Source organism: Shewanella putrefaciens, assembly GCF_016406325.1.
Lineage (GTDB): Bacteria > Pseudomonadota > Gammaproteobacteria > Enterobacterales > Shewanellaceae > Shewanella > Shewanella putrefaciens.
In genome coordinates, this window is record NZ_CP066370.1 from 1,558,140 (window position 1) to 1,584,751 (window position 26,612).

The following is a 26,612-nucleotide window of genomic DNA, read 5'->3' on the forward strand; positions in this document are numbered from 1 at the left end:
TTTGCGTTTAATGACGGTTTTTTATGTTTGTTGCTTAATGCTTGTCGCTTGAGATTTTTTGTTCAGTCTTGCTCGCGATAGGCGTTATTTAGGTTGCCTGCTGTAATGTTGTGAGTTCTGCACCCGCGATAGCCTCAAGGTGTTGAGTGATTTTTTCTATCGGCCAATCCCACCAAGCGATGGCAACAAGCCCATCTATCACAGTTTGCTCGAATCTCAACTTGATCACTGTGGCAGGATTACCGCCAACCACTGCGTAGGGCGGTACATCTTTTGTCACTACGGATTGACTGGCAACAATGGCGCCGTGGCCAATTTTCACCCCAGGCATGATAGTGGCGTTATAACCAATCCACACGTCGTTACCGATACAGGTGTCGCCCTTAAAAGGTAAATCTTCGGGCTTGGGCGCCGCTTTCTCCCAGCCATTGCCGAAGATATAAAAAGGGTAGGTGGAGAAGCCAGACACTTGATGATTGGCGACATTCATAATGAATTTCACGTCTTTCGCAATGGCACAGAATTTACCGATATTCAGTTTATCGCCAATAAAGTCAAAGTGATAAAGCACATTCGACTCGAATCTCTCAGGCCCTGCTGGATCGTCATAATAAGTGTAATCACCGACAATAATGTTCTCGCGAGTAATAAAATTTTTAAGAAAACCAACCTGAGGAAAGCCTTTCATCGGCGCTTTATCGTTGGGGTTTGGGCCTAACCGCGGGTGAGAGTGGGGACTTGGCATGAATACCTCCGTGCTTAAAAGACTCGCTTGCTATGCTAACGCATTATCTTTTTTGAATCGTCTGACTTTGGTACGCATATTCTTCATCGGGGAGTAAGTATTGAATTGGATCATACGGCCCAGAGTCCATTTATCGTACCAAGTTACTCCATATAACTGCTGATCACTGAGGCTAGCAATCAGCGTTGACAGCTTTTTCATTGTCAGTTCATATTCATTAAGTAAATCAGTATATTGCCATTGGCTATATTCTCGGTGAAATCGCTCTGCTAATAATCCCAGTTGATTCCATTTATAACCCGTATCGGGAAAATCAACGGGGAGTGCTTGCGATGTTAACTCGTACCACTTGAGCACTAAGTTACCCCAACCAATAAGGTAAGCGACTGTATCACTTACACTAATTTGTGTACCTTTGATGTTTCCTTCTATACTGCACACACGGGACATTTGGGCTGGGATTGAACGATAGTCTGCCATCAATTTGGGGAAAACTGAGTGAATAGCCGATTCAAGCTCTTGTTTTGATTGGGGTACAGATGACATCACTACCTCGTCTACATTAGATGCTTAGGCTGAGTTTAACATCATCTATTGGGCTATTTAGTATTCACCTGTCACAATAAGCTCTTGTTCAATAGATTCAACCACTAAGGCAAGTGTACTATTGTCTCGCTTAAAGCCGACAGAGCAAATTGCCATCGCGCCGTTACCACAGGTTATTTCAGGGTAATCTTCTGTCATTGGCGTTTCATCTTCTGCTACGGGCGCTAATACCCAGCCAGCAGCTAATAAACTTGATTTCACCTCAGTGTACTTTTTACCCCATAACGCGCTGGTGTCCTGTGCTGGAGCATATAGAGGCAATGCGCCTAGGCTTAGCATGATCACAGGGAGAAGGATTTTTCGCATATAAAGCATCTTAGTTCCTATGTTGTTTAGAGCTTGTGGACGAGCAATCATATCATCAAACCCTATCGATAAAGGTGCGATTTATCCCCCCCTTAATTCAGTTGATACTTATATTACTGCACGTAATAAACGATCCATTTACCTGCTGTATTTTCTCCCATCGGGTAGGTTAGCAATCCATCTACTATAATGGAGGTGCATAAAAGGAATGTTATCTAGCGCACAGAGCTTATCTATGATTAATTCATTGAGAATAGGTATATTAGTTAAACTGCTTATTTGGGGAATATGTGTATATACTCCGATTTCTTATGCTGTTGATGTTTTTATTATCAACCATCCCGAATCTGAAAATGACCATCGATATGAATATACCTATGATCTCTTAACATTAATTATTGAGGCCACTCAAGCTGATTTTGGGGATGCATCGCTGCAAGTGTCTGATGTAGTTATGAGTCGAAATCGCATTTTTAGGTCATTAGTCGATGGGCAAATTGTCAATGTGATGGCAGAAGCCTCAAATTCGCTGTGGGATGAACAACTTATCCCGATAAAAATCCCTATTCGTAAAGGGATTCAGGGATTCAGAATTTTTATTATTAAAAAGGAGAATTTATCTATTTTAGCCAATATAAACACATTGGCACAGTTAACGTCTTTAGATACAGGTTCAGGTAGTCAATGGTCTACTAAAGTAGCAATGCAACAAGCAGGTTTCAACGTGATAGAAAGTACTCAGTATGACAATTTATTCAATATGTTATCTATGGGGCGCTTTGTGACATTTGGCCGAGGGGTTAATGAAGCTTTTCAAGAGGTTGAGTTGTTCAAGCAACGTTATCCAGATTTCATTGTGGATGACAATATCCTGCTACATATACCGCTGGCTACCTATTATTATGTGTCTCCTAATCAGCCTCGGTTAGCCCAGAGAATACAAGTCGGTCTTAAAAGAATTATTGCGAGTGGTCAGTTTGATAAATTATTTTATCAGCGTCACTGTGAATTTCTGTTAAAAAGTAAGTTGAATGAAAGACGGATTTTTAAAATTGATAATCCATTAATCTTAGAATCAGAAATCACTTCAATTGTAGGTAAGGATTTTTTACTTAATCCAAAAGATGATTTTTCGGTATTGTGTGAAAAATATCGAGGTATCAACTGAATATCACGCCGGTATATAATCCACTACATCTAAAAAAACTCTCCCAATATACGATATCAGTAGCAACATAAATACCCTCAAGCTAAACATTTTCTAACTCGGCCTAGCGCCCATAATATTCCTTACATCAGCTTGCAAGGTTTCAACAATATTTTTGCTAGTTGAAGTAATTTTTCAGTAAATAATAAAATTTACGAGTAATTTACTTATCCATATGTAGTTGATTGTAAATACCATTAATCATAAATAAACCCCATGCCTGTACATATTTTTCTCTATAACCTTCCATTTTTAAGCTGATATTTATAGGAATTTCTTCCATCTTTAATCTTAGAGGTGTGTGGATATTCTTACACTGTCTTTTTTCTTTCTTTTTCAGATGAGTACGATGACATGGGTGGTTGGGATAAATCTGAAGGTAGCTTTCCGAGGGAAGTTTTATAGCGGTGATTTGGGATTGGTTAACTTATTAGAACACCTAAGCGGGTTAAATTATTTAAAAGTAAAGTCAACGTCGTGGGGCTTCACCCCACACCCGACCAAGGAGGACTGCTCGTCCTATCCTCCTTGGAGGCTCCAAGACGCCCCTAACGGAGTTGAAAGCCCCTTGGGCATTTAGCGTCCTTATGCTACCGCGTCAGACGCTCGTCCCTGATTCGACTGACGCTATCTCGGCATCCATACCTCGCTCACGCAACGAACGCAAATGCCCTGCGGCAACTCCGAGGGGGAAGTGTATTCTGTTACTTCGGAGTTAACTGTTAATTCCAAAAGATTCAAACCTGTCCTGTCTTTTTCTTGTCTTTTTCAGCAACTTCGCAGGAGTGAGTGGCTCTGTGGTCTAGGTGTCGGCTGTTAAACTCAAAAGAGTTATGTCCCATCTTTCTCTTTGTGGATCTATGCCAAGACTCACGCAGTTTGCCATTCGCTCTGCGGCAACTCCGAGAGGATGATGTGTATTGTTGTTTGGTCGTCATGTAAGCGATAAAAGTTATGTCTGTACTGTTGCTATTTACATAGCCAGTGTAAACTGGCTATGTAAATTATTGATAAGGATATTAAATTGATGCAGTATCTCCCAATTCCATTACAGCGTTGGATATCACTTTTATTTTGCGCAATAACTGCGACAACTATCACTGTATTTTTAAGCAATGTAAGTTTTGTACAAAAAGCATATCTAAGCTGGAGTAGTATTTTACACGCTGACCCTTTTATCCATTATAGCTTTGCATTTATAGCTGGGATTGCCATAAAGCTACTGCTTGATAACTTTTACATCTCCCATGCCAACCGCAGCATTGCCTTCAGCTGGAAATATCCGCCACTCACAGTAGCCGTATGGCTTTCATTAACAGCCTTGCTAATTTATATTCTCAATAGCACCAATTACAGAAATTATTTGCTGGATGATGAACGGCTTTTTCTTAGTTTGAAGTATTTTCATATTTGCTTGTTGTCCTGTGCATTTTTTATTTTGTTTCAAGAGGGGCAGGGAACATCAAAAATGGTAGGTGTTAAACTGTGGATGGTTTTATGCCTGTTTTTAGCAACGCTACTGGCCATCTCTGGCTATTATCAAATCCCATGGCCGCTTATTACGATATTTATTTTACTTTATATTATCATCGCTGTTTTAATTGTGAGATCTAGCAATGGCGTTAAATTAGCATCTATCAAAGAATACACTGTGAAGAGTTATTCTGGCAATGATTTTAATAATTTAGAAGACTTTAGGGCTTGGTTTAAAGACGATTCAATCATAACGTGCACAGAACAACTAGGACCTGAATTACAGGTTTACGCCAAGCGTATTACCGAGCGGCTTCGACATAGCGATAAACACGATTTAGCTCAAGCTCAGCACATAGCACTGTGCGGGCCTTATGGTTGTGGTAAAAGCAGCATCGTTGACAGCATTGCAAATGAGTTGGCTAAAAGTTCTGAAAGAGATGGAATATGGATACACAGTGATATATCAACATGGGGGGCAGCAAGCGGCAGTGTCGCCCATATAGTACTTAGCAATATCATTGATGACATCAGTCAGCACATCGATATGTGTGCCTTTCGTGCTTTACCAAAGCATTACACAGAAGCCTTAAAATCAGGCGGCAGCTGGTTGCAGTTTACTTCTACATTATTAGCTGGGCCAGTTGACCCAGAAAAGAACTTCCAACGACTTAATGATGTCCTTAAAGCCACCAACCATAAATTACTTATTACTCTACAGGACGTAGATCGCGGCACAGATGAAGAAAGTAAAAAACGTTTAAATGCTATCGCAGCGCTACTGGATAGATTGAAGGATAGAAAGCTAAAGCAAGTTAACTTCATTGTTGCTACGGGTTATGAAAAGCCTTTTGCTGCAGAAATAATCTCAAAAGCGACAGATTACAGAGAAGATATAGCGAAAATAAACTTTAGGATAACACTTGCTAGCTTCATTAAAATCAGTATTGACAATGCTAAAGAAACAGAAAGAGTTATTACTTTTTATGAATATGGGGCTACTCATGAAAGGCTGAAACTAGATCAGATCAATGCCATTATCAATTCGTCTCGTCAGTTAAAGAAAATACTGCGCAGAGTTGACCAAGCATGGCAGCCTACTAAATTAATGGGAGAGATAAATTTTCATTCTTTAATTATGGTTGCAGCACTCAGAGAAACGAACCCAACTTATTTTGAGCGGTACTGCAGAGCCGATGCTTATTTAGAATCTAAAATTAAAAATAATAAAGATGATTTGGGAAGTGTATTGCGTGAAATTGCTCAGATAAGTAAAAACAACCAAGATAACTCGCTTGTCACTCAAGGTGATGATTTAAAAGGTGAAATTATTTTTAATTATCTTCAGGAAATGCTTGATGTCAAGAGAGAACACAGTGGAAAATTAAAACTAGATTCCACTCATGATCATAAGCAGTCTGTCGGCTGTACAAACTCTGATATTGATTATTTAAAACGAATACTGTTAGAGCAAGTTCCTGATTATGAGTTACGGGACCAAGATGTAATAACCATAGTGAAAGAAGGAGAAAGTAATTTACCGAAATTCACTGCTGAATATCAAGCTTTGGAAAATAGTATTCACGAAGCGCAATACTCTTTGTTTACTGAAAAAATAGGTTCAGAGGAGCAAAAAAAATATGTGCGTGAAATGTGAATAGCCTCGAGTTAATCCATATTGATATGAAAAGTGTCACTCTTCTGCTGGGAACATAACCGTCAAATGCTCGTGCATTTGTGCTTCTAAATGCCACAGATTACACAGAAATTAACCAAGGCGAAGTCAACTGTGGACGTGACCTTCGATGACATGGATGTCATCGTAGAGCCGCCATGGACGGCTTCACGGCGTGTCACGGAAGCAATTGAATTCGTCGTACCAGCGGTGATGCATAAGTGCTTAATCTTAGAAGGGTTGCTAAAGCTTTTCTCTTGGCCTTAACGTTGCACTAATTTCGTGTCGCGTAGCAAAACAGCCGCAAAAATCTTTGCGGCTGTTTTGCTATTAGAAACTTTTTATCTGAAAGCCGCTATTTGAAACTCATCATCCCAAACTTGCTATTCAGCCACCATCGCCATTAGTGCTGGTAAAAACTCTTTATCTAATGCGGCGATTTCGCTTTGCTCGACTAGCACTTGATTTAGAATTTCATGGCTGGTGAGGGGGTTGGCTAACACCACGCGAAACACCACGGTCGCTTGTCTAAAATAGCGGGCGGGGGAGATGCGGGTGCGGGAGACAAAGGATTTGCCCTGTTCGCGCTGGTGCTTTTGAATAAACTGGGTCAGCCCATCGAGCAGTTCATTAAAGCGGGCAAGTTTTGCAGTGTCACCTTGCTCAATGGCCACTTGTATCGCGGCTTGCACCTTGGCGGGCACATAACGATAGGTTAGTAGGCAAAGTTCTGGCTCAGTAACTAGCTCAAAATCCCTATGGGCTTTGATTTGTTCGGCAAAATAACGGGCTTTTTCAATGCTGTTATTGATTAAGATTTCATAACCATCGAGGCCGATGATCTGTAAGCAAGCGTGCACTAACATCGCCATGCCGGGGCGCGAGCCTTCTAAGGTTTGGCTACCTAAATCCTTTGAACCGCGGCGCAAAATATATTCGGCATGATGGGCAATGGCGTGGGCAAACTCGGGGTTTTTAAATAACACCATACCTGCGCCCATAGGCACATACATTTGCTTGTGGGCATCGATAGTCACCGAATCGGCAAGTTCGATACCTGCGAGTAAGTGGCGGTATTTATTGGATAATAAACTCGCGCCGCCCCACGCTGCATCTACATGGAAATGGCAATTTAGCTCTTTTGCCAGCGCAGCTAACTCAATCAGCGGGTCGACATTACCAGTTTCGGTTGTACCAGCCACGCCAACAATGGCCAATACCTTGATATTTTTACGGGCAAGTTCAAGCGCCGCTTCGCGCATTTTCGCGATATCGACTTTATTGTGGCTATCCGTCGGAATGCTGATGATATTGTCGCGACCAATACCGAGCAGATCCACGGCTTTACCTAGGGAATAATGGCCGCGTTCCGAGACCAAAATCGCTAAATCATCATAGCCATAATGGCGCAGCGCCTTGAGTAACCCTTCGCGGGTAACACCTTTAAACTCACCATCTGCCTTTAATAATTGGTTACGGGCAATCCACAGCGCCGTGATATTGGCAACCGTACCGCCTGAGCAAAATGCCCCGAGGGAATGATTCGCACTGTGCATCCAGCTTTGATAAAAATCCGTGTCTTGGGCATAAATTAAGTGGTGCATCATGCCGAGCACTTGGCGCTCAAGGGGCGTAAAAGCCTTAGACGTTTCGATTTTGACCAGATTTTGATTCAGACCTACCATCATTTTCGACAGGGGCAACACAAAGTAAGGCAGGGCCGATGTCATATGACCGATAAAACTCGGTGCCGCTGTGTGTACCGAATGCGCCACCAGATTTCGCATAATTTCATCGGTGTAATCGGAGACAAAACGTGGCTGAGTTGGGATCTTAAAGGCTTGAAAATCGGTTTCGATTTCCGACAAAGGTTTTTCGAGCGCGGCAATGCTGTCACCCAAAAAGCCTGCTAAATCCTCGGAAAGCTTCTGCTCGATAATACTTAGCGTCGATTCTGCATCTTCGGGCACGGTAAATATACGCATTAGGCTTTCTTCAGATGCCGTGGCTTGACGAGGGAGTTTTTGGGTCATGGGGCGTGCCGTCTATTAATTTTTATAGTGAAACCGTCAATTCTTCCAAAGAGGACAATGAAACCTAGGACTCTTAAATTCAATCTAACGGATTACCAAAAAGGGAGCTCACTTTACTGCAAGGTCTTTTAGGCATCAAGTAATAAATACAGACGATGCTTCAGGGGTTAAATGGATAAGGCGCCATTGTGACGCCTTGAAGCTGTGATCAATAAGTTCTTCTGGTCTCTGAGTTAACCCCTTGGAATGCCTTGGCCTAACACAATCACTGAGGCGATATTACGTGCAGTATTAGAAAGATTTAGTTTGGCATTTGCCAGTACATCATCAAGCGGACTTAAGTGCGGGATGATAGGAAAAATCGCTGACATTCCTTGCTCTAGAACGGCATTGGCATTTTCCCCTAGGCAGCCAGCAATACCAATCGTTGGGATCCCTTGAAGTTTGGCCTGTTTTAAAACCCCCATTGGGGTTTTGCCAAAAATGGTTTGTCCATCGATGCGGCCTTCGCCTGTGATCACTAAATCGGCACCGCGGATTTTGTCAGCAAGGCCTACGGTTTTCATCACAATTTCAACACCGGGTTTCAGTTCTGCATCTAAAAAGGCCATTACACCAAATCCCATGCCGCCCGCCGCACCTGCGCCAGCTTGTTCACGGTGATCCTCTGTGGCTGTGGTTGCAAACACATTGGCATAGTGGGCAAGGGCTGCATCTAACTGTTTAACCATTTCAGGTGTCGCGCCTTTTTGTGGGCCAAAAATCGCCGAAGCACCCCGTTCACCGCACAGGGGGTTATCTACATCGCAGGCGACTTCAAAGGTACATTCACGGAGTAATGGATGGGCGTTGGTCATATCAATACTGGCTAGATTGGCCAGCGCAGCGCCGCCAGCAGGGAGGCTTTTACCTTGGCTATCCAGCAATAGAATATCCAGCGCCTGAGCCATACCCGCGCCTCCATCGTTAGTGGCACTGCCGCCTAGCCCTAAGATGATATGCTTTATCCCCCGATTAAGCGCATCACAAATCAGCTCGCCCGTACCATAACTTGTGGTGATGAGAGGGTTACGAAGCTCCCTTGGCACATGGTGTAGCCCAGAGGCAGAGGCCATTTCAATCACCGCAATCGCGCCTTGATGGGGCTTATTATGCGGGTGACTATTTGAACCATTACCGAGAATGCCATAGTAAGCCTGAACTTTATGTCCAAGTGGCCCCATGACCTCAAGATTAACAATACTGCCGCCAGTGGCATCGACCATAGATTGCACTGTGCCTTCGCCGCCATCGGCAACGGGGATTTTGACTATGTCACATTCGGGGATCACCTGTTTAATGCCTTGCTCTATAGCGTTGGCGACATCGAGTGCACTTAAGCTTTCTTTAAATGAATCGGGGGCGATAACTATCTTCATTAAAAATCCTACAGCTTTTTGGGCGCAGTCACGCGCCCAAGGATGAGATTAGCGCTAGATTAGAGTAGCACTAGGCTTAGAATATAAACGGTAATCATGGCGGTGACGCCTTGAATTAGGGTTGCCATGGTTTGGGCTTTATAGGCTTGCTTAACGCTCATACGACTAAATTGAGTGACAACCCAGAAAAAGCTGTCATTGGCGTGGGAAACCGTCATCGCACCTGCACCAATCGCCATGACCGTCAGTACTCGGCCCATCTCGCTGCCAAGACCAATATCGCCAAGCATAGGTGCAACCAAGGCAGAAGTTGCCACTAACGCCACAGTAGATGAACCCTGCGCCGATTTCAGTGCCGCGGCGACGATAAAGGGCATAAAGATACCGACCCCAAGGGCTGATAGTGAAGTACCTAAAAAGTCACCAATAGGGGTAACTTTTAACACAGCACCAAAGGCGCCGCCGGCTCCCGTGATTAAAATAATCGGGGCTGCGGTGACAAGTCCTTGGCTAATACGTTCGCTAAATTCACTGATTTTATTTTCGCTTTTTAATAGCGTTAAGGATAAAAACAGACCAATAAGCAGCGCATTAACGGGTTGACCGAGGAACACTAGCACATCAAACAGGGTTTCTTTGCCTAATGGTGCAGAAGGGAAGTTAGCAATAGAGCCTAAACAAATTAACAGGATAGGCACAAAAATAGGTGCGAAGGCCTTTAGTGGACTAGGTAGCGCGCCATAGCTTTGTTTCAGTGATTCATAATCTTCTAATTGTGCTTTTAGCTCATCTGCGCCTTCACCATCTGGCTCAACGCCAGCAAAACGGTTTGCCCACCACATCCCTGCGAGTGATGCTACCGCTGCAACAAATAACCCGACGCCAATCACTAAGCCTAAATTTGATTCTAAGCCTAAGTTACCGGCTGCTGCGATAGGGCCTGGTGTCGGTGGGACAAAAGTGTGGGTTGCATATAAACCTGTGGCTAAGGCAACACTCATCGACACGCTTGAAACCTTCATACGGTTAGCCATCGATTGCTTTAACGCGTTTAAAATGACAAAACCCGAGTCACAAAAGACCGGAATCGACACCAGATAACCGATAATCGACATGGTTAATGTCGGAAAGCGTTTACCTAATACTTTAATAACCACATCGGCCATGGTAATCGCCGCGCCGCTTTTTTCGAGAATAATGCCAATAATTGTTCCTAAAACAATCACTAAGCCTATATAGCCTAAAATGTTACCAAAACCCGTCGTGATGGTTTTGGCGATTTCTCCGCTGGGTAATCCATAGGCAAAAGCCGCAATAAAGGCCGCGAGGATTAAGGTTAAAAAGGGGTGTAATTTAAATTTTGAGGTCGCGATAACAATAAATGCGATCACGCCGATAAGAATAAGCACTAAGTTCATAGTTTGTCCCGTTCAGTTCTTGGCTGAGGTTTTGACTGATATTGTAGGGTGCATCTCTGATTTGGGCATGAGTCCAAATCCGGGGTGCTTTAAGGTCATCCTATTATTGTGCAGGCATATTTGAATAGCTTTGGTTAAACCCACGGAATTACCGAGTTATCCCGCCCCATTTTTGTGCGTGCGCACAAAAATGGTGGGATGAATATAAAGAGAACCGCTTAAATGTTGTCGCTTATGATTTAATCCCCATTGTCGTGCTAACAATGGGGATTAATGTGGGATTGAGTGGCTGAGGTTATTGCCTGCGAATAAATGACTCAACATAAGCGGCAGTACGGGCATTGAGTATAGGATCGGCCGACGCGGTAATTCCCTTGGGTAATAACAGCGGGTTAAATATGCCTTTATCGCATTGCATCACTTGGGGATCGCTGTCTCTTTCACCATTAATTATCACTTGGCCGACCAACAAGCGCTGGCGAGTCTCAGGCCAGATCACGGTTGGGTCATTAATCTCATCGCCCGCTTCGGCAAGTTGAATATAGAGGTTCCATTGTGCTGGTTGGGTTTTAATGCGCTCGAGTAATTCAGCTTTTAAAAAATCATCACTGAGATCCGAAAGCTCTTTGGCACTGAGGGCGGCAGTACCTGCCACGGGTTCAAAAATCCACTTACCCGCGACCGTTTCACCTTGTTGAGCACCATCTTTTTGCGCGCTAAACAGAAAACTGTTTACACCAAAATAACGGCTATTGGCAAAACTTGGGCTGGGTGGCAATTGTTTTAAATAGTCGAAAAAGGCTTTAGCATCGGGCTGATTATCGATAAGCCACTGCCGACCTTCGGCGCCTTGTTTCACCTTGGTCTGAAAGGTAAAAAAATCCTCAAGATTACTGGCAAAAAACACTGGGACGTTAGTCGTCACAAAATTGAGATTTTCCTTTTCACCATCAATTTTGAGGGAAAGAAAGCGTCCAGGAGTTTTATCGGAAATCTGTGGATTTGTTCCTCCAAGGGAAAAGCGTGCGGTAACTTTAATCGCCTCTTGCTGAAAGAAAGGAATATCTAAGGTTTTTTGCAATTGTGGATCTGGCTTAAAAGTGCCTGATGTACAAAATCCTTTCGCATGATTACGCAGCTTTACTGCTTTTCCCGCCGCTCGACTGGCGGCATCGGGTGTACCATTGACGGCATCGACTAATTCAGGAATGGTTTTTTCAGCAGCACTGAGTATCGGTGAAATCAAGGTAAAACCTGCAATAATGCTCGCTTTGACAAGTAACGTGAGTGAGTTCGGGTTCATGGTCATTCCTTTCTATAAATTGAGTCCGGATAGCTCTGACCCAATAAGAAAGGAAATACGGTATAAATCTTTCAATCGCCCCATTATTTTTACTTACAGGCTTAGCCTATTTTAGTTTTACGGATTACCCCGTGTTTTTTGAAGAATCAATAAGCTGCCCGAGATACAGGCTTAGCAATCCATGTAAGGATTGAATATCGGCTTGGGTGATTTGTTGAATTTTATCGAGGCGATACCTTAGGGTATTACGGTGAATAAATAAGGTGTTAGCACATTGCTGGGCATCACCGAAGTGGGTGATATAGGCGGCTAAGGTTTTACGTAATTGACCGTTTTTATCCGCTTTTGCAAGTTGTTGATAAGGCATTGCCAGTGCTTGGCCACGCCAGTCATATTTAAGCCCTGAAAGCAGTACTTGCAGTGAATAATCTTCGAACAGGTATTTATTCCCTTCTGGGTTGAGTTGTTTACCCTGTGCTAAGGTTTCCAATGCCGTTTGATAGGAGCGTGCAATACCGCCGTTTTCGGGAAAAAAGTGGCCTAGGGCGATTTTAAAATTAAGGTTCATCTGCGCGGGTAAGCGCTGGAGCAATCGATCTATACGTTGATTCTCAAGCTCTGGATCCCACTGTTTTCCATCTAAAAAAGCGGGTTTTAAAATCACAAGCTGCGACATGGAGGTCATAGCTATTAAGTTGCCACGATCGGGGTATTGCAGTAAATACAACACTTGCTTAAGGGTTTCACCGACCCTGTGGTTACGATCATCAGTAGCATTCACTTGAAGGGTATCCGCTAAGTCAATGGCAAGGGGATCTGAGGGCCGTTTCGGTATTTTTATTGGCGTACTTTTCTCACTGATCTCTATGATAGCCGCGACTCTTGGCATACTCATATCAATATCAAGTTGTTTTGCCCAGCGATGTAACTGCCTATCATCGGTTTCTGCTTTGATAAGCTGCAGGATAAACTCTTCTCTTTGGCGATTTTCCCATTGCAGTTTATCTTGCAGGTTGGCTTGCTCAACAATCATTTCGGCGGTCATTTTGAGTAATTCGCCGTAATGGGTTAGCTCGTTAGGATCGCCTGTTATACCGACAACACCTATAATTTGTCCTTGATAATGCAAAGGTAAATTGATACCGGGTTTGACACCATGCAGACTTGCTGCGACCTCTTGGCTTATCTCGACATTGCGATTTTGGGCAATTGCCAATAGTGCACCTTCGTGGATGGAACCTATTCGCTTAGGATCCCCTGAGCCTAATATCATCCCTTGGCCATTCATCACATTGATATTGTGACCAATGATTTTCATGGTGCGACTGACAATTTGTTTGGCTATGGCTGAATCGAGAAGATACATAAAAGGGCCTAGTCTTGCTGCTGTAATAGGGATAAAACACGTGCTCTTAATCTCGGTAACTGATCTGTTTCAAACTCAGGATGTTGCTTAAGCCAACGGTTATTACGTGGGCTAGGGTGAGGTAACACAATATACGTTGGCCAACATTGTTGCCATTGCTCAGTTGCTTGCGTCACTGTGATAGACTTTTGTTTGAGTTTGCGAGGTGTGTGCGTTGCCGTATCTAGTCTATCCAGTGGCGTGGTAGATTCGGTAAAAAGTTCGCGGGGAAGATGATAATCGATGGCATATTGCCCTAGGATCACTATCAGCTCAATTTGTGGCATTAATGCTAATAATTGAGGATGCCAAGTGGCGGCGCATTCGGGGCGGGGTGGTTTATCACCTTGCTTCTTACCGTTTCTTTCAATACTGCCAGGGAAACAAAATCCCATAGGAATGATGGCAAAAAGGGCTGGATTGTAAAATTGCTCCCGAGTGACATTTAACCAAGAGCGTAGCCGCTCACCGCTAGCATCGTCGAACGGGATGCCTTTATCGTGGGTTTTAATCCCCGGTGCTTGGCCTGCAATTAAAATTCGCGCTTGGCGACTTGCTTGTAATATGGGTTTAGCTGCTAAGGGCAAATGGGCTTGGCACTGATTGCATGCCCTTATCTTTGCTAATAAAGATGTCATGGATGCTGAACTTGGCATACTTGTACATGCACCTTGAGAGGCTATTTTCATTAGTGTTGCAGCATAATAACTGTTTGATAGAGCCAATAAATCAATAGTGTGTAACCTAGTGCTAAACCAAGATAGCTTAAGAGTTTAGGCATTTTACTTGGCGTAGATGCAAGGCAAATATGGGCAACGACAAGCGTAAAAAAACACAAAGGCGGGATTAAATAACTTAATAAAAAGAGAATGAGTGCGCCGATACTTAAAATCCAGTCAGCATTGCGGTTGGTGACTTTATCAATTTTATTCAGTTGTAATGGCAGTAATATTAAGCCCGTGCCAACACAAATAATGCCAAAGTTAAGGGCAAAGTCGCTCCATCCTCGATGATCATAAAGGGCCAGTACTAGGCTAATAATGGGGATAAGCGATGCGCTTAAGACATGACCATAGGTAAAACGCTTGCTACGATACTTACCAGCCCAAAAGAATAACCCCTGTAAAAATAAGTTAAGTAAGGTAAAACCACCTAATCCTAAAATGATAAAAATACTGGCAATACCGCCAGAGGCGTCAAAGGCTGAAGCGGGTAAGGGTAGCAGGCTTAGGCACAATAACGTGAGCAATGATGACAACCATTGATGTGGGAAGATGGAAGACTTAATTTGCATGGGCTCAAACGATTAACCAAAAGATTGAATTAAGATCCGCTAAAGTGAGCTAAAACTCAAGAAATATGGTTTTTATCAACGGACTTTCACTCCAGAGTCTGATCTTATTCAAGATTTTTGCTTGTCGTAGCGCTTAAACAAAAGCCCGCAAAATGCGGGCTTTTGGATTTAAACATATTGAGCGTTAGAGTTTGTAGCTCATGCTTAGCATGATCATCTGTGCCGTGTAGTCATGGCTATTGCTGCCAAAGCCTACGACGTTCCAAATGCCATCAACAGCGATATCATTCGCGGCGTCATTATCTTTATAGTTCTCAACTTTATAATCTAAGCGCCAAGCCATTTTCTCGGTCGCTTGATATTGAGCATATAAATTAATGTTATGTACTTTGGCAAAATAATCACCATAGTCGCCAGTGATACCTTGTCTTACTTGAGTGTTACTGTCGGAGTTTGAATAAGTGTAATCCAATCCCATACGTAGCTTGTTCTCAAGTAAATTGTTGTAACTAATGCCAGCACCAACGACATCAACCTTATCTTCGATATAGCCTGTCCAAGTTGGATTGCTGTAATTGCTGCTGCCCGCTTGTTCAGATTCGATGATTTGGTAGTTGTAGAACGCCGTTGCCAGTAAGTCAGTGGTGATCATATAACTGATATTGGCATCATAACTGGTGTCTTTTGACTCCGTTAAACCAATTACTGTGTCGGTATAATCATCAAGCGCATAACGGGCACCAACATCAATGGTTAGACTATCGATAGGCGTGTGGGTGATACGTGCTTCTACTTGGGTTCTGTCACGGTCAGCCAAATTATACTTACGTAACAGGCTGTTGGTTTCAGAAGATGTCCATTCGGAGGCTTGATACTGCGAGCCATCACGTTGGCCATAGCTGCCTTTTACCCACATGTCCCACATCTCAAAGCTATTGACTCTAAAACGTGCCCAAACGGTATTCTCATCCGTGGTCTCACGGTCTTGATAATTACGTTCGTCACGTTTGAAGTCATAACCGCCATCAAGCTTCATGCCTTGGGTAATACGGTAATCTGCCGCCACTTTAAAGCGTTGGCTACGATTATCGTAAGGTGTGTTATAAGCCACTTTACCGTTGACATTATTGATGCTGATCTGCGTCCATTCTTCAATCTGGGTATTATTATCGCGGTCGTGGTAGTCGTAACTGCCGCTTAAGCGCAAGGAGTTAGTGACTTTACTCACTAACTTCAAGTTCATACCGAGAAGATCAACTTTGGCATCAACCGCTTCGGTCGGGATCTGAAAACCATAACCAGACGTTACTAGCGCTTGATCTTGGCTCATTTGTCCCGCAAGAAGACGGCCAGATACCACATTGGTATTGTCATTATATTGACCCATCAATGACACAGTATGTGACTGGTTATCAGGATCAAGGGCTATCGATCCTTTGGTTTGAGCACCAAAAGTGGGGTTGAAAGCACTGTCAAAATTTAACTGGTTGTACTCATTTTTGAAAATAGAACCATTATAGTTAAGTGCAGTAAACCAACGATCACCCTTAAGCTTAATACCCGCTTCAATGGTGTCTGTGGTGTAATCCACAGGCTCTGCTAACATCATGGATTGGTTAAAGAAACTACCAGATGCTTGTTTTAATCCGGTTTTTTCTTCACGCATGTAGTTCACATAGGTGCTCCACAGCGATTCGCCTTGATACGCAAAACCCAACCCCATACGTTCACGTTTGAGTGACAGTTCGAGTGAGTTCAGATTATCCATCAATAACGGCATTTGGCTGCTAGAACCAGCAGTAATCCAATTGCTTGGCAATGTTAAGTTATTTCCACCAATACCTGAGTAAGGTGTTAAGGCGTTATTGGTGTCGTAAGTCGCAATTTGGCGGTAATTAACATTAACATTGTACTGGCCAAGTTTGCCCGCATTAACGTCTAAACGCCCGCCATCCATGCCTAACTGGTAGGCATCAATGTTGGCGCGATAACCTTTTTCACCACTGTAGGCTAAGTCAGCGTCAAATTTGCCTGCGACTTCATTTGAGGTGCCAAAAGCATTAGCCGAGCGAATATCATCCTCGCTGTTATAACCAACGCCCACACCCACAGTACCAGATACGCCCGTTTCAACGATGCAGCCCTTACAGCTCCATGCTGAAAGTTTGACCTTTTCAGTGTTGGCATTAGCAATGCCATAACCATCAGCAGCAACGGCAAACCCGGTATTTGCTAATAACGCCAGAGTGATCAAATTGAGTTTAAATTTCATTTTCTCTTCTCCTTAGCGCTGTAATAGCTTGCCAGATGGATGGTTTGAACCATGAACCTGACTATGGCAATTTAAGCAGCTTCTTCCACCCGTAAAGGCATTATCACCCACGTTTGAGCCTAAACCAGTGTTTCCTAAATATGGATTACTGGCGTGGCCGTCGCTGGCATGACATTGCTGACACAACTGAGGTGCGCGGGTTTTTAGCATGGCATCATTCACACTACCGTGAGGATTGTGGCAAGTGACGCAATTTTCAGTAACGGGTGCATGCTCCCAAAGTTTTGGGCCGCGTTTTTCAGCGTGACAGGCATAACAGGTTTCGTTGACGCTAGGCTTATTAAGATCGGAATCCGTCATGCTCCCATGGGGATTATGACAATCGCTACAGGTCATTTGAGCCCATTTTAATGGATGACTTGAGCGTTTATTCATATCTGCTTTTTGCTTGGTATGGCAGCTAGTACACACTTCCATCTCAGTGTTTTTTGATAACACAGGATCTTTGGCTACGTGAACTTGGTGACAAGAGGCACAGGCAACATCGGCATTGTCATGGTGACCACCATTCCAAGACATACGTTTGTCATCTTGGTGACAGCCCATACAGACACTGTTTTGTTTGTCGGCACTTAAGGTGGATTGCTTACCGAAAGTGATCATCGGTTCATTGCCACCTTTATTGTGATTCCCCATTGGACCATGACAGGCTTCACATTGTAGGCCAGCCATTGGGCTCTTAGAGGAATCAATCGCACCATGAACACCTTTGAAGAGGTCCATGACTTTTTCAGACTTTTTGTGACACATTAAACAAGAATCCGCCCCTTTAGGAGAATAACTCCCTTCAGCGAACTTTTTATCTAAGGTGGCTTCGACTTCCTTTGGCGTCATTTTTTCATCCCACTTCGAGGCATGAGCACTCGGAGCAAGACACAATGACATGACTACCGACATCGCCAAAGAAATGGCAAGTGTAGGTAGTAACTTTTTCATTCTTAAGTTGTTCTTCATAATAGGCTTCCCAATTTGTCCCAACAAATTTCAAGAAAGGGGGAGTTAGACTCCCCCCGCTTGGGCAAATTACATTTTCACTTGAGTGTGATCTGTTGGAGTGGGTTTATGACAGTAGAAACAGGTTTCTGACTGCACTGCCTGGTTGGCTTGGGTGTAATCACCGTTCACAATCGCGCCCATATTTTCTAAGCCGTGGCCAATGGATTCTGGCGTATGGCATGAAATACAAGTGGCTGTGATTGGTGTGGTGTATTTACCCGCAGTAGTTGCCAGCGCACCTTTGACCTTGAATGAATCGAGGTTGAAGTCGTTATGACATTGAGTACATTCTTTGATGACACCTTGTTTACCGTGAACAACGTGTAATTTCATCTCCAATGCACCTTTGTTAGCACCACTTGCGTAAGTACCATCTGGGGTATGGCAGGTGACACAAGCATCAACACCAACGGTCATTTTGCCATTAAGCTGGCGACCTAATTGTTCTGTCATCACAAAGCCCGCATGGTGACCTTTGTGAATTTCAAATGTATCACTGTGACAGCCTACACAAGTATCAAATTTCACTGAATTGATATGGCGCATGCTTGGCGCATTACCAGATTTGGTACCAAAGGCTAACTCAGCTTTCATACTGGTGGTTTCACTACCCGTTGCACAAGCGATTAAGCTAGAGCCTGAGCTACACATTTCTAGACCGATAAAGGTAAAGGCGGTATCCGTATCGCCAGCACCGAAAGGCAGTGCAGGGGTCGTAAATACCAGTTTACCGTCAACAAGAGTAACACCCTCTTGCAGTGCACCATCTTTAACGAGGTCTTTAGCGATTTTAGCTTTACCACTACCAGGACTTGGGTTGTAGCCCATAATTGGGAAGTTTGGACCCACGTTAGTGATACTTTCTAAACGCTTAATTTTACTCTGTACGCTTGCTGCATCAATCGCCTTACCGTCTTTATCTAGGATGGATACAGTGAGGACAGCGGTATCATCGGCTTGACCAACCAATGTTGCAGCCATACCTAATTGAGCGATAACCGCTTTCTTATTAGCGGTTTTCACCGTATGAAGTTCAGCGGTCCAAGCACTGTTATGACAGGCGATACAGTTTGAGTTATCAAGCTGTTGTGAATGGCCTTTACCTGCGGCAAAGTCCACTGTGCTGTGACAGCTACCACAGGTAGCAGCGGTTGGGATACGTGACCAATTACTCCAATCTGGCGCGGCATCACTTTCAGCGTGGCAGCTTTGACAGCTATCTAATGCATTTAAGGTTAAGTCTTTATGCTTAGCATGGACTAACACATTAAATTCATTGCCTGCTTTTACTCGGCCAGGAGTATGGCAACTCGCACAGAAATTAACATCATTGGTGTAATGTTTGGCGTTAATCACTTTATCGTGGCAAGTATTACAGCTTTCAGTTGCAACGATTTTACGGCTATAAGTCGCATCAGCACCCGTGTCTGCCATATAGTCAAATATGCCAGTAAAGACAGGTAGCGTGGTGCCATCAGGTAATGGTGCTGGTGTACTGCCGCGAACATAGTTATTCAGTACAATACGCTGGGCTAACTCACCGTTATAGGTTGCACGGGTACTTGTTTTGAGGTTAGTACCGAAGTCATAGCTGTAGGTACCATTTTTGTGATCGACTAACGTACCAGTACATTTTTTGACTGCAGGTGTTAAATCACAAGTTTCATCGATAAGATATTGCCATTTTGACGCATCACCAGCACCTGTTGCTCCCTGAGGAACCAGTTGCTCAGCGTAAAACTTGAAATATTGAAGCCCGACAACGGGCATATCATCTTCGTTAGTTACCCGAAATTGAAGGCTCGGCAAGCCGTCCTTTATTAAGGCTTTCTCAAAGTTGAAGTTTAATGTTTGGATTGCACCAGCAGGCTCGCCACCAGGTTCTCCAGGATTACCATCATTACCATCGCTGCCACCACAGCCCACTAAGGCCATAGAGACTGCACTTGCTGCTAACAGCAGTGCGATTTTAGATTTATATGCGTTCATCATTTTTTCCCTGCATAGGTTTGGCATTGCTTAACCGCTTATATTCTAGCTCATACAGATTCTATGTCTGTGTTTTTGATAACTAGAGGCGACTTAAGTTAATGCTGGAAATAGAATTCCCCAAGGAAAGGCTAACCTAACATGCCGTTAAAATCTCCAAGGCCTTTGCTAATGTGTGACTTGGATCTTTCTATTTCTAAAGAGGTAGTTAAACCTAAGGGCTAAATTGAATTTAGCGTAAAAAAAACACAGGTTTGACATTGATAATAGTCTGTCAACTATTGCTGCTTTGCTGAAATTTTTGGCTACAAAGTGGCTGTGGTTTTGGCAAAAAAAATCCCCCACCGAGGTGAGGGATTTTAGAGATTAATTATCTGTTAGTGATAAATAATATTAGTACTTCACTGGGTGAACTTTATCCACACCAAATGCTTTACCTTCACCGTGACAGGTTGCACAGGTTTCGCTACCAGGGGTGTAAGTACCCGCAGTACCATTGTACATACCACCGTTATTCTCGAAGTGACCAATCACAGCACTGTTACCCTCAGCCGTTGGCGCATGGCACGAAGCACAAGCTGCAACGGTAGGTGAGTATTCACCAGTGCTTGCATTAAACACGTGCTTGTCACCCAGTTTAGCTAAGCTCAGTTGGCCTTTATCGTGGCAAACTGCGCAGTTTGCTACGTTTTCAGGGAAGGTAATATCGGTGGTGTAGTTACCGAAACGACCGCTACGTGTATTAGCATGTATTTGGTGAACCATCACTTTGAAATCAAAACCACGGCTAAAGGCTTTTGCTCTATTCGCACTATGGCCTGTGCTGTTTGCCGCAGTCAGTGAGTCATTATGACAGCTAACACAGCTACCATCCGTTAGATTAACGGCTGTGTTAGGTTGTGATGTATGACAACTGCTACAACCACTATCGGCAGCGCCCGTAGGTCTGACACGAGAGTGTGAAACAGAGAAGTCTGCTTGTTTACCATGGCAATTTGCGCATTTTGCTTCAGATGCAACAACGGTGCGAGCCACAAAAGCAGGATCACCAGCAGTTGCGCTTGCAAAGTTTGCTTGATTTGCCGCGATAATGACTTCTGTTTTATTGGTGACAGTGGTATCGGTGCAATCTACCGCTTTTGTCTCTGTTGGATCAGCACATACGAATAGCTTGGCTGACAGGGTTCCTCTTTTCAGCGCAATCATATCGGGTTGTGTGATGCCAGAGATAGTATAAGTCAGTGTCTTACCATCTTGTACCATAGTGATGGCGGGATACTCTTTTACAAGATTGACAGAGAAACGACCAGGATGACTGCCAAATGTTGAAGATTTATATCCTATTTTGTACTCACCATCTAATGCTGCAGCCACTAACCATAACTCTTTAACGGCTTTATCATCTTTAGGTGCAACATCGCTGTGCCATTGTACGGTAAATGTTAATTTATTACCGGACACATCAAAAGTACCGTTACCTAGCTTATAAGCATATTCATCACGGACGCTCTTAGTCACATTCGCTTTGGCTAGATGGTATTTTGCACTACCTTCTTCACCTTCTGCTGCGTGGCAAGATGCACAACCACCGTTTTGGAATACATTTACAAGATCTGCACCAGGGATTCCATCAATCTCAGGGGTTGCATAGTAGTGGAAGTAGTTACCCACAAATCCGCGGTCTTTTTGACCTTCTGGTGGAGTTAACCATTCGCTGTTATCAACAGGATTAAAGCCTGTCATATGGCAAGAAGCACAAGCTAACCCTTTATGATGCTTGAAGTTTGCGGCATCAACAGGGCCTTTAGCATCTGTACTGTGGCAAGATTGGCAGCTTCCAATATCGACTGGCAGAGTGACACGTTCAGACACATCTTTACCTGCACGATATTGTGGGTAGCCATTCTGAGCTGCTGCTTTAGCCATAGTGCCGCTAAAGTCATAGGCCGTACCACTATAACCGACCATAGTATAGGTGCCTTTGTGGATGGCATGGACCATTGCGCCCATATCCAGTGATGCACCCGTTTCTGGATCTTTACTATAGCTAGTGTGACAAACTTGGCAGTTGCCAATCGCAATACGTCTACCACCGTGAAGTGCAAGTGGTTTAGCTGTTGCAGAAGTGTCAGCATAGTTTGTACTGTGACATTTAATACAGTTAGCTTCTAAATCAACCACTGTGCGAGTTTCAGTGGGGTTAGCCACTCTGAAATTATCACTTGGTAAGAAGTCGATATGCGTATTGATCAACTTAGCTGATTTGCTTCCGTCTGTTTGAAGCTCTAAGCTGATGCGGTGTATCAAGGTCGGGTCGTAACTTAAGTCAAGACCTTCAATAGGTGCTAATGTGCTTAAGTTAGTTTGGAACGTGTAACGATAAACACCGTTGTCCACAACTTTTAAGCAATTGGTTTTACAGCTAGATTCTATGTTAGCTTGAATGGCGTCACCAGGGGTGAACTTGACTTCTTTCGTCACGTCACCTTCGGTGTAGCTATAATTTGCTAGGCTGCGTGCGGGATCTGCGGCTTTGACTGCGTTGATATAGCTGATCCATTGTGGCGCTTTATAACCTTTACCACTTTCTGGCGCGAGTTTTGCGATACCTAAAGCAAGTGCATTTACTTGGGCATATTGTTCTAAGCCCGTTACTGGTACGCCATTGGCGTTGGTCAGTACTATATCAACGCTGGTTGTACCGCTTTCAATTTTTACATTTTCAAGACTGGCTTTAAGTGTTGTCGCTTGAGCGATATCTAAGCCAACTGGGCCTGGTTGCCCGTCGGGACCATCGTTACCATCACTGCCACCGCAACCTGCGAGTAGGAGTGAAAGTAAACCGGCACCCAACATCGCTTTGGTTGCGGTATTGAAATTGAACCGTTTCATCATGATATTTCCCTGCAATAGTTGTAATCATCATCAAATGCATAGTAAATAAGAATTAATCTCATTAGGTGCATAAAATGTGTGGAATTATTTTCCACTTGTAAGGCTAACGTAAGTCACTGGTATTTATCAGTCACTTTAGGTGGGTAATGTGATTGAGATCTGACTATTTCTTTAGGGGTAGATAAAGTACTAGATGCTTGCATAAAATGAGTTCCTTTTTATCCATAGTGATAGGCCATTAAGACCTGCAACATAAGGGCCGATTCGAGAGCGCTTGAGTTCAGCTATGCATCGATTTTTTACTTCATCTATTAGGGTTTAGTGCCGTTTTTACGTTATGGATTGCTAAGGCTCTGTCGGTATCATGCTGACATTCAATTTGATGGTTTTTGTATCAAATATCCAATCTGCTGCTGTTTACTCACGCATTCTTTTGTTACTTTTTATTTTTATATTGCTAATTTAGCACCGCTTAAGGTTAGAGTATTTTTATGATGATTGCGTAACAAAATTTATACTTTTTGATTGTAAAGATAGATGATTTTTATCGTGATAGTGGTAATTGCTTGTGTCAGTAAAATCGAATTTAGAATAGGTTTACTTTACGTTTCATTAACCTTTTGGGCGTTTACAGGCGTCCATGATTGCTTGAGAGGTATTTTTATTTTCAGTTGGTCGTTTATTCATTGGGATTTTTATCACATAATACCCAACACAATTGAAAACTATTATCGTTACCAGTCAAAAAGGTTGATCTAGGTAAAGTTATTAGCAATATCGCTCAGCTACAATAGGCGCAGTTTTTTCAAGCTTGAACCTGTTGCAAGGTGGAATACGTAATGAAGTTAAGCGAACTTAGTCCCGGTGACCGTGGCATTATTTCTGAAATCGGGCGTTTGGATTTGCCACAAACAGTAAAGCGCAAATTATTATCTATGGGTATCACGCCAAATACGCGATTTTCCTTGATTAGACGAGCGCCCATGGGGTCAGGTTTAGAACTGGATATTCGTGGCAGTAAACTTTGCATGCGTAGAGATTTGGCAGACATCATTGAGGTGGAAAAGGCGAATGACTAAGCAGTTTCATTGCGTCACAGTTGGTAACCCTAATGCGGGTAAATCGACACTCTTTAACGCACTCACGGGTGCGAATCAACAAGTGGGTAACTGGTCTGGTGTGACCGTTGAGAAAAAGACCGGACATTTCACCCTAAATGGTGCTGATGTTTATTTAACTGATTTACCAGGTATTTACGATTTACTTCCCGCAGGTAACAGTTGTGATTGCTCCCTTGATGAACAGATTGCCCAGCAATATTTAGCTGAGCAACGTATTGATGGCATTATTAACTTAGTCGATGCCACGAATATTGAACGCCATCTATATCTTACCGCTCAGTTGCGTGAGCTTGCTATTCCTATGGTGGTGGTACTGAATAAAATTGATGCGGCCATTAAACGCGGCATTAAAGTTGATTTACAGAAAATGAGCCAAGAGTTGGGCTGTCCTGTCATTGGCGTGTGCTCGCGTGATCCTGCCGATGTTGAAAAAGTGCAGGCTCAAGTGCTTGATTTGCTACAAGGGCGAGTTTCTGAGGCGCCACTTATGCTCGATTATGATGAGCAAATTGAAGCGGGTGTACAGTTACTTTGTCGTAAAGATCCTAATCTTAGCCGTGGTCGGGCACTGGCGATGCTTGGTAATGGTTCTGGGTGTGGTAGTTGCAAAAATGCGGAGTTGCAGAGTGAGGTTAATGTTTGCACTCAACTGATTGCACAACAAGGACATGATATTGAAGTCATGGTGGCGACCACACGTTTTAATTTTGTTGAGCGTGTGTTCCAAGGTTCTGTGAAGGCGGATGGTTTCCTTACATTAAGCGATAAACTCGATAAACTCGTATTGCATCCTGTGTTTGGCATTCCTGTATTTTTGTTTGTGATGTACTTGATGTTTATGTTCAGCATTAACATCGGCAGTGCCTTTATCGATTTCTTCGATGTGTTTGCGGGCGCCTTATTTGTCGATCATTTTGGTGCTTTCTTAACGAGTATGGGATCACCAGACTGGTTAGTCACCATCTTAGCGGGTGGCGTTGGCCAAGGTATTCAAACGGTATCCACTTTTATCCCTGTCATTGCAGCCCTGTTCCTTGGTTTGTCTATTCTTGAAAGTTCTGGCTATATGGCGCGTGCGGCGTTTGTAGTTGACGGTTTAATGCGTCGTATCGGGCTACCCGGCAAAGCTTTCGTGCCTATGATAGTCGGGTTTGGCTGTTCAGTGCCTGCCATTATGGCAACACGCACCTTAGGAAGTGAACGTGAACGAATCGTCACTGGTATGATGGCGCCTTTTATGTCCTGTGGTGCACGTCTACCGGTATATGCGTTGTTTGCTGCCGCTTTTTTCCAAGATTCAGGGCAAAATTTAGTCTTTTTACTCTATATCATTGGGATCTTTGCGGCGATTGGTACTGGATTATTGCTCAGAAGTACTTTATTACCCGGTACCAGCAGTGCTGTTGTTATGGAATTACCCAGTTACGAATTACCTAAGCTTAAAGCAGTGATGGTGCGCACAGGTAAGCGAACGAAGAGCTTTATCTTAGGGGCGGGTAAGACCATTGTTTTAGTTGTGACACTATTGAACTTTATTAATGCAATTGGGGTTGATGGTAGTTTTGGGCATGAAAATAGCCAAGCATCCTTACTGAGTGTAGCAAGCCAGAAAGTGACACCCGTGTTCGCACCGATGGGACTTGAGCAAGATAACTGGCCTGCGACGGTGGGGATCATTACGGGGATTTTTGCTAAAGAAGCTGTTGTGGGCACATTAAATAGTCTGTATACCAGTGCAGTGCCAGAGGATGCAGAATTAGCTCCGTTAATGGATAGCTTTAATGAAGCTTTAGCCACAATACCTGCTAACTTATTCGGTTTAGACTTAGAAGATCCGCTTAAATTATCTGTGGGCGATGTATCAAATACGGAAGTTGCGGCCGAGTCTCAAGGCGTAGCAAACTCAACCTTTAGTGCATTGCAGTCCGGATTTACCACTAAAATAGCGGCATTCTCCTACTTACTGTTTATCTTGCTTTATACTCCCTGTGTGGCTGCAATGGGGGCGTTGGTGAACGAGTTTGGTTCTCGCTGGGCAACATTTGCGGCAACTTGGACTTTCTCACTGGCTTATGGTTCTGCGACAATTGTGTACCAAGCGGCCACCTTTAATGAGCATCCAATGCAATCGAGTTTGTGGATTGGGTTCTTCTTGCTTGCTTTAGCTGGTTTTTACTTGTGGTTAAAGCGTAAGGGACGTCGTACGCAGCAAATTATCCCTGGGATCCGTATCATTACTGAGTAAGAAATGTCAGCTTAGTAGACACAAAGATAAAAGCAGCTTTCAAGGCTGCTTTTATTGTTTTACTATCGTGGCAATAACCCCCAGGCTGTCTAAAAATCAGAGTTTTTAGCGCTAGGCATTGTAACAAGTAGTGATCTGTAGGATCATGCTG

General features: G+C 43.5%; 18 protein-coding genes. 4 read left to right on the top strand and 14 right to left on the bottom strand.

The window, feature by feature from the left end; genetic code table 11:
* Nucleotides 1-88: 88 nt before the first annotated feature.
* From JEZ96_RS06935 to JEZ96_RS06945, 3 genes are read right to left on the bottom strand one after another with little or no spacing between them, the layout of a single operon-like run.
* Nucleotides 89-745 carry a Vat family streptogramin A O-acetyltransferase gene (locus JEZ96_RS06935; protein ID WP_025007495.1) on the bottom strand — a complete coding sequence of 219 codons (657 nt, stop codon included), beginning with the start codon at nucleotides 743-745 and terminating at the stop codon, nucleotides 89-91.
* Nucleotides 746-775: 30 nt separating this feature from the next.
* Complete coding sequence (locus JEZ96_RS06940; protein WP_011789919.1) at nucleotides 776-1,291, bottom strand: ClbS/DfsB family four-helix bundle protein; 516 nt, start codon at nucleotides 1,289-1,291, stop codon at nucleotides 776-778.
* Between the two features lie 57 nt (nucleotides 1,292-1,348).
* Nucleotides 1,349-1,666 carry a hypothetical protein gene (locus JEZ96_RS06945; protein ID WP_025007496.1) on the bottom strand — a complete coding sequence of 106 codons (318 nt, stop codon included), beginning with the start codon at nucleotides 1,664-1,666 and terminating at the stop codon, nucleotides 1,349-1,351.
* 226 nt (nucleotides 1,667-1,892) lie between these two features.
* Here JEZ96_RS06945 and JEZ96_RS06950 point away from each other — a divergent pair, with 226 nt between their 5' ends.
* Nucleotides 1,893-2,825 carry a type 2 periplasmic-binding domain-containing protein gene (locus JEZ96_RS06950; RefSeq protein ID WP_229781403.1) on the top strand — a complete coding sequence of 311 codons (933 nt, stop codon included), beginning with the start codon at nucleotides 1,893-1,895 and terminating at the stop codon, nucleotides 2,823-2,825.
* Nucleotides 2,826-3,891: 1,066 nt separating this feature from the next.
* Nucleotides 3,892-5,994 (top strand): P-loop NTPase fold protein, encoded by a 2,103-nt coding sequence (locus tag JEZ96_RS06955; RefSeq protein ID WP_025007498.1) that lies wholly within the window; start codon nucleotides 3,892-3,894, stop codon nucleotides 5,992-5,994.
* 401 nt (nucleotides 5,995-6,395) lie between these two features.
* Here JEZ96_RS06955 and panP read toward each other — a convergent pair whose 3' ends face one another.
* The 11 genes from panP to JEZ96_RS07010 all read right to left on the bottom strand — a co-directional run bounded on the left by panP (nucleotide 6,396) and on the right by JEZ96_RS07010 (nucleotide 23,095).
* Nucleotides 6,396-8,045, bottom strand: coding sequence for a pyridoxal-dependent aspartate 1-decarboxylase PanP (panP, locus tag JEZ96_RS06960; RefSeq protein WP_025007500.1), 1,650 nt, complete (start codon nucleotides 8,043-8,045; stop codon nucleotides 6,396-6,398).
* Nucleotides 8,046-8,278: 233 nt separating this feature from the next.
* Nucleotides 8,279-9,463, bottom strand: coding sequence for a glycerate kinase (locus JEZ96_RS06965; protein WP_025007501.1), 1,185 nt, complete (start codon nucleotides 9,461-9,463; stop codon nucleotides 8,279-8,281).
* 59 nt (nucleotides 9,464-9,522) lie between these two features.
* Complete coding sequence (locus JEZ96_RS06970; RefSeq protein WP_011919060.1) at nucleotides 9,523-10,881, bottom strand: GntP family permease; 1,359 nt, start codon at nucleotides 10,879-10,881, stop codon at nucleotides 9,523-9,525.
* Between the two features lie 295 nt (nucleotides 10,882-11,176).
* Nucleotides 11,177-12,184: a catalase family peroxidase gene (locus JEZ96_RS06975; RefSeq protein WP_061782724.1), complete on the bottom strand. Its 1,008-nt coding sequence runs from the start codon at nucleotides 12,182-12,184 to the stop codon at nucleotides 11,177-11,179.
* 124 nt (nucleotides 12,185-12,308) lie between these two features.
* Entirely contained in the window at nucleotides 12,309-13,550 is a 1,242-nt protein-coding gene (locus tag JEZ96_RS06980; RefSeq protein WP_128090115.1) for a sugar diacid recognition domain-containing protein, read from the bottom strand.
* A gap of 8 nt (nucleotides 13,551-13,558) precedes the next feature.
* A complete protein-coding gene (locus JEZ96_RS06985) occupies nucleotides 13,559-14,227 on the bottom strand; it encodes a uracil-DNA glycosylase family protein (RefSeq protein ID WP_061782743.1) in 669 nt (222 codons plus the stop codon).
* A 50-nt stretch (nucleotides 14,228-14,277) separates the two neighbouring features.
* Nucleotides 14,278-14,883, bottom strand: coding sequence for a hypothetical protein (locus JEZ96_RS06990; protein ID WP_025007503.1), 606 nt, complete (start codon nucleotides 14,881-14,883; stop codon nucleotides 14,278-14,280).
* 184 nt (nucleotides 14,884-15,067) lie between these two features.
* On the bottom strand, nucleotides 15,068-17,155 hold the full coding sequence (locus tag JEZ96_RS06995) for an MtrB/PioB family decaheme-associated outer membrane protein (protein WP_014610282.1): 2,088 nt from the start codon (nucleotides 17,153-17,155) through the stop codon (nucleotides 15,068-15,070).
* 12 nt (nucleotides 17,156-17,167) lie between these two features.
* A complete protein-coding gene (locus tag JEZ96_RS07000; RefSeq protein ID WP_011789903.1) occupies nucleotides 17,168-18,169 on the bottom strand; it encodes a DmsE family decaheme c-type cytochrome in 1,002 nt (333 codons plus the stop codon).
* A 69-nt stretch (nucleotides 18,170-18,238) separates the two neighbouring features.
* Nucleotides 18,239-20,203 carry an OmcA/MtrC family decaheme c-type cytochrome gene (locus tag JEZ96_RS07005; RefSeq protein WP_011789902.1) on the bottom strand — a complete coding sequence of 655 codons (1,965 nt, stop codon included), beginning with the start codon at nucleotides 20,201-20,203 and terminating at the stop codon, nucleotides 18,239-18,241.
* Nucleotides 20,204-20,593: 390 nt separating this feature from the next.
* The gene (locus JEZ96_RS07010; RefSeq protein WP_128090114.1) at nucleotides 20,594-23,095 is read right to left on the bottom strand and encodes an OmcA/MtrC family decaheme c-type cytochrome; all 2,502 of its coding nucleotides are present in this window, start codon (nucleotides 23,093-23,095) and stop codon (nucleotides 20,594-20,596) included.
* 839 nt (nucleotides 23,096-23,934) lie between these two features.
* Here JEZ96_RS07010 and JEZ96_RS07015 point away from each other — a divergent pair.
* Nucleotides 23,935-24,174, top strand: a complete 240-nt coding sequence (locus JEZ96_RS07015; RefSeq protein WP_011623257.1) for a FeoA family protein — start codon at nucleotides 23,935-23,937, stop codon at nucleotides 24,172-24,174.
* A complete protein-coding gene (feoB, locus tag JEZ96_RS07020) occupies nucleotides 24,167-26,461 on the top strand; it encodes a Fe(2+) transporter permease subunit FeoB (protein WP_011789900.1) in 2,295 nt (764 codons plus the stop codon). Before JEZ96_RS07015 ends, feoB begins: the two co-directional genes overlap by 8 nt.
* Nucleotides 26,462-26,612: the final 151 nt, after the last annotated feature.

Coding starts and splice junctions, on each gene's coding strand:
- feoB (WP_011789900.1), top strand. CDS start 24,167: ATGACTAAGCAGTTTCATTGCGTCACAGTTGGTAACCCTAATGCGGGT.
- JEZ96_RS07000 (WP_011789903.1), bottom strand. CDS start 18,169: ATGAAGAACAACTTAAGAATGAAAAAGTTACTACCTACACTTGCCATT.
- JEZ96_RS06970 (WP_011919060.1), bottom strand. CDS start 10,881: ATGAACTTAGTGCTTATTCTTATCGGCGTGATCGCATTTATTGTTATC.
- JEZ96_RS06980 (WP_128090115.1), bottom strand. CDS start 13,550: ATGTATCTTCTCGATTCAGCCATAGCCAAACAAATTGTCAGTCGCACC.
- panP (WP_025007500.1), bottom strand. CDS start 8,045: ATGACCCAAAAACTCCCTCGTCAAGCCACGGCATCTGAAGAAAGCCTA.
- JEZ96_RS06935 (WP_025007495.1), bottom strand. CDS start 745: ATGCCAAGTCCCCACTCTCACCCGCGGTTAGGCCCAAACCCCAACGAT.
- JEZ96_RS06995 (WP_014610282.1), bottom strand. CDS start 17,155: ATGAAATTTAAACTCAATTTGATCACTCTGGCGTTATTAGCAAATACC.
- JEZ96_RS06945 (WP_025007496.1), bottom strand. CDS start 1,666: ATGCTTTATATGCGAAAAATCCTTCTCCCTGTGATCATGCTAAGCCTA.
- JEZ96_RS07015 (WP_011623257.1), top strand. CDS start 23,935: ATGAAGTTAAGCGAACTTAGTCCCGGTGACCGTGGCATTATTTCTGAA.
- JEZ96_RS06955 (WP_025007498.1), top strand. CDS start 3,892: ATGCAGTATCTCCCAATTCCATTACAGCGTTGGATATCACTTTTATTT.
- JEZ96_RS07005 (WP_011789902.1), bottom strand. CDS start 20,203: ATGATGAACGCATATAAATCTAAAATCGCACTGCTGTTAGCAGCAAGT.
- JEZ96_RS06940 (WP_011789919.1), bottom strand. CDS start 1,291: ATGTCATCTGTACCCCAATCAAAACAAGAGCTTGAATCGGCTATTCAC.
- JEZ96_RS06965 (WP_025007501.1), bottom strand. CDS start 9,463: ATGAAGATAGTTATCGCCCCCGATTCATTTAAAGAAAGCTTAAGTGCA.
- JEZ96_RS06990 (WP_025007503.1), bottom strand. CDS start 14,883: ATGCAAATTAAGTCTTCCATCTTCCCACATCAATGGTTGTCATCATTG.
- JEZ96_RS07010 (WP_128090114.1), bottom strand. CDS start 23,095: ATGATGAAACGGTTCAATTTCAATACCGCAACCAAAGCGATGTTGGGT.
- JEZ96_RS06975 (WP_061782724.1), bottom strand. CDS start 12,184: ATGAACCCGAACTCACTCACGTTACTTGTCAAAGCGAGCATTATTGCA.
- JEZ96_RS06985 (WP_061782743.1), bottom strand. CDS start 14,227: ATGACATCTTTATTAGCAAAGATAAGGGCATGCAATCAGTGCCAAGCC.
- JEZ96_RS06950 (WP_229781403.1), top strand. CDS start 1,893: ATGATTAATTCATTGAGAATAGGTATATTAGTTAAACTGCTTATTTGG.